This is a genomic window from Ruegeria sp. G12 (assembly GCF_056533565.1).
Window position 1 is genome coordinate 291,582 of record NZ_JBQFOO010000003.1, and the last position, 11,214, is coordinate 302,795.

Genomic DNA, 11,214 nt, shown 5'->3' on the forward strand with positions numbered 1-11,214 from the left:
GTCTTTATCTGTGGTCCAAGCGGGTGGGATCAAGCCGGATGCGCGGCCATGTAGCGTTCGAAGGTCACATTATCGGCAACCTGGCGGGCCTCTGCCTCTTGTTCGGGCGAGCGGACGGTCCAGCACAGGACCGGCACGCCGCGCGCTTTCAACTCGGCGACGCGGGGGCGGGTCAGATCATGCACCTCATGGCTGATGAAGCTGGCCCCCACCCGGTCGAAATCAGGAATGTCACGCAGATAGTCGCAAATGTCTGGCGCCAACAGCTCGGCCTTGGGCCTGTAAGAGCATGTCACCAGACCCCGTGGCAGATGCGGGGCCAGACGGGCCAGTTCGGCCACGCTGTTGGGGTTGAACGACATCACGGCCACGGGGCCGTCATAGCCCTGCAGCGCGCGGACGGCATCGGCCTCTAACGCGCCGATATCGGGGCCCATCGCGCCGTCCTGATCCTTGAACTCGATCAACAGGGGCACCTTGCCCGCCACCATCCCAAGCACCTCGTCCAGCGTCGGGATACCGTCATCCGCATGCAGCAGCGGCGTCGCCTGCGCCTGTGCCGATGAAACCTGCCGGATCGGTCCGGGCTGCCCGGTCAGTCGCCCCATGTCATAGTCGTGAAAGACCATCGCCCGGTTGTCTGACGTCAGTTGCAGGTCAATCTCAATCCCATAGCCTGCGTCAACAGCCGCACGAATGGCCGCGCGGCTGTTTTCCGGACGACCATCGGGGATATCGTGCAGAGCCCGATGCGCAATCGGGGCCTGCAGGAATTCAGAAGGCAGGGGCGGTGTCATTGGATCTCGAATATACCTTCGATTTCGACCGCCACACCCAAGGGCAGCGACGCGGCACTGACGGCCGAGCGGGAATGGCGACCCGCATCGCCCAGCGCCTCGACCAGAAAGTCCGACGCGCCGTTGATCACCTGTGGCTGGGCGGTGAAATCGGCGGTCGAGTTCACGAAACCGGTCAGCTTGATCACCCGCACCAGTTTCTCGATATCGCCGCCACACGCGGCCTTGACCTGCGCAAGCAGGTTGATGGCGCAGACCTTTGCAGCAGCAGCGCCTGCGTCAACATCCATGTCATCGCCCAGTTTGCCGGTGATCAGCTCATCCGCCTTCGAGATCTGGCCCGACACGTAGACGATATTACCCAGGCGCACGAAGGGCACATAGTTGGCCGCTGGCGCGGGCGCGTCCGGCAACGTGACGCCCAGGCTTTCCAGTTTTGCTGCGATGGTCATGTGATGCTCCTCACCCTGTGTTCGACTCGGGCGGACGCTAACCGGGAAGTGACGTTTGGAAAAGAAGGAAACCGTCATTTTGCCGAACGCCCGCGATCTGGGCATAACTTCTCTTATTGCGAACTGTTGAAGCTGTGTCACTTTACGGCGCGCCGACAGACAGGTTAAACGCTAGGTGTTTCATTCGAGGCGTGAACCATCTATGACTCGAAAACTTGTGCTCAACCGGCACAGGCGTATTGATTGAAAGCCCTGCATCCAAATCAAAGGGCAACTTTGGAGTAACGAGACCCGTGTCGAGCAGATTTGGCCTGAAGCACATTATTGTCCTGTCCCTGATGACCGTTTTGTCGGCCTGCGCGACCCGGCCCTCGGCAGACGCCCCCCCGGGCGAGGTTTTTGACCCCTATGAGGGCAACAACCGCGCGGTTCACAAGTTCAATCTTGGGGTTGACCGGTTCCTGTTCCGCCCGGCCTCGAAAGGCTATGTGAAGATCGTTCCCGACCCGATGGTGACAAGCTTCAGCACCTTCGCCGAGAATATTTCCCTTCCCGGTCAGGCGCTTGACTATCTGCTGCAGGGCAACCCGAAGCAGACCGGCAACGCTTTGTTGCGCTTTGTCATCAACATGACCGTGGGCGGGTTCGGCCTGTCTGCGCCCGCCGATGAGCTGAATCTGCCACCGGTGGACACCGATTTTGGCGAAACCCTACATGTCTGGGGCGTTGGCGAAGGGGCTTATGTCGAATTGCCCTTCTACGGCCCCTCGACGCAACGCGACGCGATCGGCGTTGTGGTCAACCTGTTCTCGAACCCGATCAATTTCAGCCCGACCCGTCCCGTGGACAACATCGGCGTTTACGCCGAGGTTGTGCGGCGCATGGGCGACCGGGGCCGGTTCTCGGACACGGTGGATTCGATTTTGTATGACAGCGCGGACAGTTATGCGCAGGCGCGGCTGATCTATCTTCAAAATCGCCGCTTCGAACTGGCAAGAGATGATGAGGACGCCTATCTGGGGCTGTATGACGATCCCTACGCAGAAATTGGGACTGACCCAGTCAGAGACCCCTTTCTTGACCCCTACGAGGACCCATATGCCGAGTAACGCATTGAACCGACGTGGATTTATCGCCGCAGGCCTGGCATTGGCCGCCCTGCCCCTGCCCGCCTTCGCCCAGACCGAGGCCAGCGCCAAGGCTCTGGTGGACAGCGTGGTTGCCGATATCAACCGGGTGATCGCCTCCGGCAAATCCGAAAACGCCATGCTGCGCGAATTTGAGAAGATTTTTGTGCAATATGCAGACGTGCCGATCATGGCCCGCTATGCTTTGGGCGCGGATGCCCGTACGGCCACCCCGGCACAGCTACGGCGCTTCACCAATGCGTTTCAGGGCTATATTTCCCGCAAATACGGTCGCCGGTTCCGCGAGTTTATCGGGGGTGAAGTGAATGTCCGCAACGCCCGCAAGATCAAAGCGGGTTACGAGGTCAGAACGTCGGTCAAACTGCGCGGGTCTTCGCCGTTCGATGTGACTTTTCTGGTCTCTGACAAATCCGGGCGCGACAAGTTCTACAACATGTTCATCGAAGGCGTGAACCTGCTGCTGACCGAGCGCACCGAGATCGGCGCGATGCTGGATGCGCGCAAGGGCAATCTGAACCAGTTGATCAAGGATCTGGACCGGACCAGCTGATCCGCTTGCACCGCGCTGGCCGAGGTCAGGTTGATTGCCTTTGAGCAGTGGTGCAGTTTTCGCACCAAATTCTCCGGGCTTACAGCATTTCGGATGCGCCGCTTTACTTTTGGACAGGCGCAATTCCTAGATTTCCACGCTTTGATGCGCCTGATCTGAATACGGATCAGGCGAGCACCGCGCTGAAGAACTGCCCCTCCGCTAACGTTGGAACCCGTCCAAACTCGACCCAACGCCCCTCCCCACGCTCAGCACGGCCTAAGGCATATAACTGCGCACCAACGCGCTGGCGATCAACGCCCACCCATCTGCAATGACGAAAAACGCCAGTTTGAACGGCAGGGATACGATGGCTGGGGGCACCATCATCATGCCCATCGACATCAGAACGGCAGCAACAACCAGGTCAATGATCAGGAAGGGCAGGAAAATCAGAAACCCGATCTGAAAGGCGCGGGCGATTTCTGACAGCATGAAAGACGGCATCAGAACCGACAGCGGGGCCTGCGGCGACAGGGCCAGCGCGTCGCCTTCGGGGCGCAGGGCTGCCATTGCATAGAACGTGTCCGCATCCAGCCTTGCGGCCATGAACTCCCGGAACGGGATCAGGGCGCGTTCCAACGCTGGTTCAACCTCCATCCGTTCTTCCAGCATTGGGCGGATGCCAGTGGTCCAGGCCTCGGTGAAGACGGGGTCCATTATGAAATAGGTCAGAAACAGCGCCAGGCTGACGATCAGCATATTGGGCGGCGATTGCTGCAGCCCGATCCCCTGCCGCAGGATAGCCAGAACGGTGATCAGAAACGGGAAGCAGGTGATCATGATCGCCAGCCCCGGCGCGAGGCTCAGCACCGTGATCAGTAGGATCAACTGAACCGTCCGGGCCGAGATCGACCCGCCCTCGCCCAGCGAAAGCGTCACATCCTGCGCCAGCGCCAGTGACGGCGTCAGGACGAGGACCGCGCATGCTAGCCAGATCAGAGGGCGCATCACCCGATCCCGTTTTGCAGGTCGGCTATTTCCGTCAGACGCACGGCAAGCTGACCCGCCTGCTCGCCCTCTATCTCTTCCAGCAGGCCGCGCGCGACCAGTTGATCCCCGACATACAGGTCAACCGGGTCCTCGATCCGTTTGTCCAGCGTCAGCACGGCATTCGCGCCCATGTTCAGCAAGTCCCGGATCAACGGGCGGGCGCGGCCGACCGAGACTGTCACTTCGATGGGAACCGAATCGAACGGGTTGGGTTTTTGCTGTGTCGGGGTCTGCGGGTCACTCATTTGCCAATGCCTCGTTTGCCTCAAATACGTACGCTTCAAATGCCCCGGCGATCGACGCCAGCAGGGCGCTGCAGTCAACCTCGCGCCGCGACATGCCCACCTGCAGCCGTGCCTGACCGACCTCAAGCGACTGGTCTTCAATCACGCTGGGGGGCGGAGAGATTTCGCCGGGGATCAGGGATTGCACCGCCTCGCCCTGCCCCTCGGGAACCAGGATTTGTATAGGCTGCCCGATCTGCTCGCGGGCCATGCTGCACAACTGTTCCACAACCCGTGTGCCAAGGCCCTTTTCGATACTCTCGGGCAGAACAACGCGGACCAGGCTTTGGAACATCGGCTCCAGGGAAAGCGTCACGCGCGACAGCGCCTCATGATGGGTGAAGGACATGTCCTGCAGGGTCTGCCCCAGCTCGGCAGAGATGTGGGTCCGGCTTTGCTCCTGCGCCTGAACCGCATCCTCCCACCCCGCGCCATAGCCTTGTTCAAAAGCCGCAAGCCGGTGTTCTTCCAGCGTGTCGTCGTTCAGAACGTGCACTCTGCCATCCGCCGATGCGGTCGCGAAATCCTCAAGAAGATGAGCAATGGTCATCACACGCGCTCCTCACCCTCTTCCAGCCAGCTACGCAGAATCTCGACCGTCTCTTCCTGCTTGTCGCCGATCATCGCCTGCAGACGTTGCACCGGGTCTTCTGCAACCGCTCCCAAGGTCGGAACATCGGCCTGAGCCGGCAATTGCGCAAAGCCGGACCCGTCATCCGTCGCGATCTCACCTGTAAGAACAGTGGTGTCCTCAGTGCCCGAGCCTGCTGGCAGCAAGGCCGGGGCCACAGCCGGTTTCATCAGGATCGGGCGGATTACGAACAAGGCCAAAACCAGCGAGACAACTGCCAGAACCGTCATCTGAATCAGCGACATCGCATCCAGATGGATATTCTGCCACGCAGAGGCCGAGATCAGCGTCCCCTTAGGCTCAACCACCGGCAGGTTCAGGGATTTCAACGTGATTACATCCCCCCGCGCCGCATCGAACCCGACTGCAGAGGCGACCAGTTCTTCTAGCGCCTCAAGCTCTGCCTGCGGCAACGGAGTGAAACTTTCCGCGCCCGTCGCATCCACCGCACGCGTTCCGTTGACCAGAACCGCAACGGTCAGCCGCTTGATGGCACCGGGGGCGTTGTGAACCTGCAACTCGGTTTCCGAGACCTCATAATTCACCCGTTCGCGGGTCTCTGTGGCGGTCGAATTGGACTCGTCCCCAACCGCGCCGTCCCCATCCGGCAGGTTCGAAGCCACCGTGACGTCGGATGACTGATTCCGGGCGCTGTCGGAACGTTCTTCAACATCGGTGCTGATCGCCACCCGCCCTTTCGGGTCAAAACGCCGCTCGCGGATGGATTCCGTTTTGGTCACCGTATCGACGCTGACCTCGACAACCGCATTGCCCGCGCCAACGCGCGCCTCAACCAGCCGCAGGACCCGTTCACGCAACTGGCGCGACTTGTCGTCGGCGGTATTAGCGGCCACGGCTGTTTCCTGACCGCCTATCACGGACCCGTTCGAATCAACCACCGTGACGTTTTCAGGTGCCAGACCGCTGACGGCAGAGGCCACCAGAAACCGAATGGCCTTGGCCTGATCCCCGGTGATCTGCCCCCCCGAGGGCACCAGATAGACCGAGGCCGTGGGGGCCACGCTGCGCTGAAACGGGTTGGCCGATCCGTTGGCGATGTGAACCCGCGCCTGGCTGACATGTGGGCTGCCGACGATAGTCCGCGCCAACTCCCCCTCTTTCGCGCGCCAATAGGCGGCATCGAACATCTGCGATGTTGTGCCAAAGCCGCTGAGGGAATCCAGCAGCTCGTACCCCCTGTTGCCATTCGCAGGCAACCCCTCACTGGCGAGGGTCATGCGCAACTCATCCCGTTGTCCGTCGGGAACATAGATCGACCCGCCGCGAATCTCATATGGAACTCCGCGCTGATCCAGCGACCGGACGATATCCCCGGCGGCACCGCTTTCCAGCCCCGCATATAACAAGGTCATCGACGGGGCCGTCGCCACACGCGACAACCCGAGAACCCCCAGAAACACCACCACAGCCGCACCGACAACGATGATTTGTTTTCGCCTGTCCAACCCAGCCCAGACAGTTCCGATCTGCTGCACGCTCACCTCCGACTCACCGGCGTTCTGCCCGGTGCACCTCTTGTTTGGACGATTGCCCTTAACAATCGGTTAGTCCCTGCGGGGTTATGACGGATGCACCAGAAACGGATGAGGACGTCATGACAGACGCAACTGCCGAACAGGCTGAGGCCCCTGAAAAAAAGGGCAAAAAAGGATTGGTCGTCGGAGTGATTCTTGCCCTGATCGGGGCGGCAAGCGGTTACGGGCTGACGTCATTCGGGCTGCTTCCCTTTGCGGGAAAGGGCAGTAAAACAGACACTTATGAGGCTGAAACAGACACGCCGCCCAAGGCGCTTGCGGATGTCGGCTTCGTCGATCTGCCCCCGGTCGTTGTATCGGTGAATGCGGGCGGGTCGCGCCATCTTAAGTTTCACGCACAGTTAGAAGTTAACGCCCCGTACATCGCTGATGTGGAAAAAATGATGCCGCGAATCATGGACGTTCTGAACGGCTATCTGCGGGCGATCGAGGTCTCGGATATCGAAGGACCTCTGGCGTTGATTCGCATCCGCGGGCACCTGTTGCGGCGCATCGCGATTGTTGTTGGCGAAGGCCGCGTGCGCGACGTGCTGGTCATGGAATTTGTACTGAATTAGGAGGCGGAATTGGAGCTGATTGCGGATATTTTGCTTGTCGCAGGCGCGCTGGGCGCGGGCCTTTACTGTTTTGTCCTGTCGCGGCGGCTCAGGCGGTTCACCGATCTGGAACAAGGGGTCGGCGGGGCGGTTGCAGTTCTGTCTTCGCAGGCGGACGAGTTGAAAAAATCCCTGGACAGCGCGCGATCTGCGTCGGACCGGTCGGGCGACACGTTGAAAGGTCTGACCGAACGGGCCGAGTCAGTGGCGCAGCGGTTGGAACTGATGATGGCGTCGATGCATGACGTCATTCCGGAGGAGGAACCGGGACCGGTGCAGCCTGAAAAAGTGGACGAGCCCGTGGAACCATCCGAAAGCCAAGACGAACAGGTGGAAACCCCGAAGGACTCTCAGGAAACCCCATCGGATACAGATGAACAAGCGGATGACCTCAGGACCGAGCCCACCGAACCGGTTGCACCGGAACCGCTCGCAAAAGCCCCCGAAGGGCTGATGTTCTTCCGTCACGACCGAAAACGGCAAGAGGCGGCGGAATGACGGGTCGCCGGATCGCCAACAAGCGTCCGCGCAGCGGCGTCCTGACGTTGATCTCATTGCTGATGATCGGCTCTGCGGCGATTCGGGTGGGGCTGGAAGCCGGTCCCGCGCTGGCAAAAACGACCGAGCCGCAAAAGGTCGTAAGCCCTCCGCCTGCGCAAGACAGCCGGGACCTTCAGGTGGTTCTGACGGAACTTTTGCGCCGCGAAGCGCAGGTAAAGCAACGCGAGGACGCGCTGCGCGACAAAGAAAAAGCGCTGAAAATTGCGGATCAGGCAATCGAAACCCGCCTGACTGCTCTGCAGGATGCGGAGGAGGCGCTGCGCGCGACGCTGGCCGTCGCCGACAAAGCTGCCGAAACCGATCTGACGCGGCTGACCGAGGTGTACCAGAGCATGAAGCCGAAAGATGCCGCCGAGTTGTTCGAAAACATGGACCCGACATTTGCGGCGGGCTTCCTGTCGCGCATGCCTGCGGATGCGGCGGCGGGCGTAATGGCGGGCCTCAGCCCCGAAGCCGCCTATACGATCAGCGTTGTCATGGCCGGGCGCAACGCCCTTGCCCCGCAGGAGTAGCCGCCTGTGCCATTCACATCTGAACTGCAAATCGCCGGAGATCACACATGATTGGACTTGTTGGGATTGTCGTCATTTTCGTAATGGTGTTCGGCGGTTATCTGGCCGCAGGCGGCAAGATGACCATCATTCTGAAATCCCTGCCCTTTGAGATGATGATGATCGGCGGCGCTGCGGTCGGCGCGTTTCTGATCAGCAACGACATGGGTGGCGTCAAACATACGATCAAGGATATGGGCAAAGTCTTCAAGGGCCCGAAATGGAAGCCCGAGGATTACCGCGACCTGCTCTGCCTGCTGTTCTCGCTAATCCGTATCGCCCGCGCCAACCCGGTCGAGGTTGAGCAGCATATCGAAGACCCGCAAACCTCGACCCTGTTCTCGGCCTATCCGAAGATTCAGGCGGATAAAGAGGCCGTGGATCTGATCTGCGACACCATGCGCTCCGCGTCTATGAACTACGACGATCCGCATCAGGTCGAGGAAGTTCTGGAAAAGCGGATGGAGGCGAATTTCCATCACGCCATGCATTCCAGCCACGCGCTGCAGACCGTGGCGGACGGCCTACCCGCATTGGGTATCGTCGCGGCAGTTCTGGGTGTGATCAAGACCATGGGCTCAATCGACCAGCCGCCGGAAGTGCTGGGAAAACTGATCGGCGGCGCGCTGGTTGGAACATTTCTCGGCGTGTTTCTGGCCTATGGGCTGGTCGGCCCCTTTGCGGGCAAGCTGAAAACCGTGGTCGAGGAAGACAACCATTTCTACCAGTTGATCAAAGAGGTTCTGGTCGCAAACCTGCACAACCACAACGCTGCCATGTGCATTGAGGTGGGTCGACAGAACACGCCAACCCATAACCGACCGGGCTTTTCCGAGTTGGAGGATGCGCTGAAAGAACTCAAGCAGGCGGCGGCATGACGCGGTTTGGCGCATTGGTGACGGTCCTGATCGCTGCGGCGACAGGTGCCATGTCGCAGGAGGTGACCGTTCGTTCCGGCGAACATGATGGTTTCACGCGACTGGTGGTAAACGTCCCTCCCGATACAGGCTGGACTTTGGCGCAACGAAAGAACGGGGCACGGCTGACGCTGGCGCTGGATGAGGTCACGTTCCGCACCGGTTCGGTCTTCAGTCGATTGACCACCGGTCGGCTGGATTCGGTATCGCAGACCCGGCCCGGAGCACCGCTTGAGCTGGAGTTCGGGTGCGACTGCGTGGCCTCTTCATTTCTGTTCCAGAACAGAATGATTGTGTTGGATATTGCACCGGGGAATCCGCTGCCACCAGTTGCGGCAGACATTCCCCCGCCGGTATTCTGGCAGGGCGTGCCGCGGCAAGTGTCACAAAAAACACCCGACCCAATGTCGCAATTTGATCTGCCGCTCTTGAACCGGACACGGCAGGGTTTTGTGGATCAGCTATCCGCCCGGCTACTGCAGGGGGTCGACCGGGAAATCCTCGATTTGAACCTCGCGCCCGTTGGGCCCCGGGCTTCCTTCGCGCCTGAAAACATCGCGGTGCCGGAGAAATTGGGGGGCAACATCAACATGTCCTCGATCCTAGATGAGCTTCCAGACCTGCTCGGCGCGGAGTTGCGGCAGCTCGACACCGAACCCGCCTGTATCGCGGACGCTGAGCTGGGAGTCGCAGGCTGGTCAGACAGGCGCCCCTTTCCCGATCAAGCCTCAGAATTGAGGGCTGGGCTGTATCAGGAATTTGATCGCGTCGATCAGGCGCGGGCCGAAAAGCTTGCCAAGCTTTACGCGTTTCATGGTTTTGGGGTCGAAGCTGTCCGAGTGCTGGATCTGTCGCGGGCTCCGGCGCAAGAAACGCAATGGGTTTCAGCGATTGCCCGGATTGTCGATGAGCAACCGGTAACCGGGCAGTCCCCGTTCATTGGAATGCAGAAATGCGAAGGCGATGTGGCGCTTTGGGCGGTACTGGCAGAGCAGTCGCTGGCATCGGACGCGCAAGTGCAAGCCATCGAACAGTCGTTTGCGCGTCTGCCGGATCATTTGCGCCGCGCCCTTGGGGCACGGCTGGCGTCGATCCTTGTGGACGGGCAGCAGACCGAGGCCGCGCGTCGCGTGCTGCGCTCAGTCGACCGCCTTGAGGGCGAGACCCGGCCTAATGTCCAACAGGTCAAGGCACAGGTCGCAGAGGTGGAGGGGCAGGATGAGCGGGCTGAGTCCCTTTTGACGGAGGTTGTTACAGCATCGGATGCGTCCGTCGAAGCACCTCTGGCGCTGGCCCGGCTGATTGAGAAACGTTGGGTCGATCGCGGTTCGGTCTCGGCGCAAGAGCTTGGTCTGGCCGCCGCCTATGGCACCGAGTATCGACGATCAGAGCTTGGCGCGATAACGGCCAGAACGCATGCGATTGCTCTGGGTCTTAGTCAGGAGTTTGATCAGGCGTTTGATCTGATCCAGACCCTGTCCAAAGATGCCGGTTTTCCGGGCACCTTGAATAGGCACCTGCAGATATTGGCCGAACGGTCGGATGATATCACCTTTTTGCGGCAGACATTTGCGGTGCAGGCAGAGTTCCCAAATGACCTGTCCACAGACACAGCGGTTGCCCTGTCCGACCGCCTTGCGACGCTTGGTTTCCCAACGCGGGCCTTTTCCCTTGCCAACAGGCCGCAAGACCGCAACAGACGATTTGAACGGGCGCGGTTGCGGGCGCGGGCCGCAATTTTGAACGGCCGCCCGCATCAGGCGATGCTGGAGCTTGCCGATGATCTTTCAGAGGATGCGGCGCGGCTACGGGCGCAGGCTATGGCCTCGGCCCAAGACTACACAGGGGCCGGAAATCTGCTGCGCGATCTGGGCGACATGCCGACTGCCGACCGTTACTTTTGGCTGAGCGATTTGCCGGATCAGGTGGGCACGGTTGGGAAGTATGCTGAGATAACCGAAACCACACAAGCCCTATCCGAACTGCCGACCCGCCTGCCGGACACGCCGCTGGCGGATGCAGCGGGTCTGTTAGAGGACAGCCGGGAGACACGGCAAAGGATTTTGGACCTGTTTGCGGGTATCCAGCAAGACTAAGACCGCGAAACAGTTCGGGTGGGTCGTGAAACCTGCTGCAAAG

The 11,214-nt window shown here is 60.4% G+C and carries 13 protein-coding genes; 7 read left to right on the forward strand and 6 right to left on the reverse strand.

Annotated elements, in window-relative coordinates; all coding sequences use genetic code 11:
- Positions 1 to 29: 29 nt before the first annotated feature.
- Positions 30 to 797: a glycerophosphodiester phosphodiesterase family protein gene (locus ACR0JN_RS09195; RefSeq protein ID WP_480885258.1), complete on the reverse strand. Its 768-nt coding sequence runs from the start codon at positions 795 to 797 to the stop codon at positions 30 to 32.
- On the reverse strand, positions 794 to 1,249 hold the full coding sequence (locus ACR0JN_RS09200; protein ID WP_480885259.1) for a RidA family protein: 456 nt from the start codon (positions 1,247 to 1,249) through the stop codon (positions 794 to 796). The genes ACR0JN_RS09195 and ACR0JN_RS09200 overlap by 4 nt, the downstream gene beginning before the upstream one ends.
- A 338-nt stretch (positions 1,250 to 1,587) precedes the next feature.
- Between ACR0JN_RS09200 and ACR0JN_RS09205 the strand changes: the two genes are divergently transcribed.
- Complete coding sequence (locus ACR0JN_RS09205) at positions 1,588 to 2,358, forward strand: MlaA family lipoprotein (protein WP_480885492.1); 771 nt, start codon at positions 1,588 to 1,590, stop codon at positions 2,356 to 2,358.
- Entirely contained in the window at positions 2,348 to 2,947 is a 600-nt protein-coding gene (locus ACR0JN_RS09210) for an MlaC/ttg2D family ABC transporter substrate-binding protein (protein WP_480885260.1), read from the forward strand. The genes ACR0JN_RS09205 and ACR0JN_RS09210 overlap by 11 nt, the downstream gene beginning before the upstream one ends.
- Positions 2,948 to 3,205: 258 nt before the next feature.
- Here ACR0JN_RS09210 and fliP read toward each other — a convergent pair whose 3' ends face one another.
- From fliP to fliF, 4 genes are read right to left on the reverse strand one after another with little or no spacing between them, the layout of a single operon-like run.
- Positions 3,206 to 3,937, reverse strand: coding sequence for a flagellar type III secretion system pore protein FliP (gene fliP / locus ACR0JN_RS09215; RefSeq protein WP_480885262.1), 732 nt, complete (start codon positions 3,935 to 3,937; stop codon positions 3,206 to 3,208).
- Complete coding sequence (locus ACR0JN_RS09220; protein ID WP_480885263.1) at positions 3,937 to 4,224, reverse strand: FliM/FliN family flagellar motor switch protein; 288 nt, start codon at positions 4,222 to 4,224, stop codon at positions 3,937 to 3,939. Before ACR0JN_RS09220 ends, fliP begins: the two co-directional genes overlap by 1 nt.
- Entirely contained in the window at positions 4,217 to 4,813 is a 597-nt protein-coding gene (locus ACR0JN_RS09225; protein WP_480885264.1) for a FliH/SctL family protein, read from the reverse strand. Before ACR0JN_RS09225 ends, ACR0JN_RS09220 begins: the two co-directional genes overlap by 8 nt.
- A complete protein-coding gene (gene fliF, locus ACR0JN_RS09230) occupies positions 4,813 to 6,390 on the reverse strand; it encodes a flagellar basal-body MS-ring/collar protein FliF (RefSeq protein WP_480885265.1) in 1,578 nt (525 codons plus the stop codon). The genes ACR0JN_RS09225 and fliF overlap by 1 nt, the downstream gene beginning before the upstream one ends.
- A gap of 119 nt (positions 6,391 to 6,509) precedes the next feature.
- Between fliF and ACR0JN_RS09235 the strand changes: the two genes are divergently transcribed.
- From ACR0JN_RS09235 to ACR0JN_RS09255, 5 genes are read left to right on the forward strand one after another with little or no spacing between them, the layout of a single operon-like run.
- Positions 6,510 to 7,007, forward strand: a complete 498-nt coding sequence (locus ACR0JN_RS09235) for a flagellar basal body-associated FliL family protein (RefSeq protein ID WP_480885266.1) — start codon at positions 6,510 to 6,512, stop codon at positions 7,005 to 7,007.
- A 9-nt stretch (positions 7,008 to 7,016) separates the two neighbouring features.
- Positions 7,017 to 7,544, forward strand: a complete 528-nt coding sequence (locus ACR0JN_RS09240; protein ID WP_480885267.1) for a hypothetical protein — start codon at positions 7,017 to 7,019, stop codon at positions 7,542 to 7,544.
- Positions 7,541 to 8,119, forward strand: coding sequence for a MotE family protein (locus ACR0JN_RS09245; RefSeq protein WP_480885268.1), 579 nt, complete (start codon positions 7,541 to 7,543; stop codon positions 8,117 to 8,119). Before ACR0JN_RS09240 ends, ACR0JN_RS09245 begins: the two co-directional genes overlap by 4 nt.
- Before the next feature lie 47 nt (positions 8,120 to 8,166).
- Positions 8,167 to 9,036, forward strand: a complete 870-nt coding sequence (gene motA / locus ACR0JN_RS09250) for a flagellar motor stator protein MotA (protein WP_480885270.1) — start codon at positions 8,167 to 8,169, stop codon at positions 9,034 to 9,036.
- Positions 9,033 to 11,171, forward strand: a complete 2,139-nt coding sequence (locus ACR0JN_RS09255) for a hypothetical protein (RefSeq protein WP_480885271.1) — start codon at positions 9,033 to 9,035, stop codon at positions 11,169 to 11,171. The genes motA and ACR0JN_RS09255 overlap by 4 nt, the downstream gene beginning before the upstream one ends.
- Positions 11,172 to 11,214: the final 43 nt, after the last annotated feature.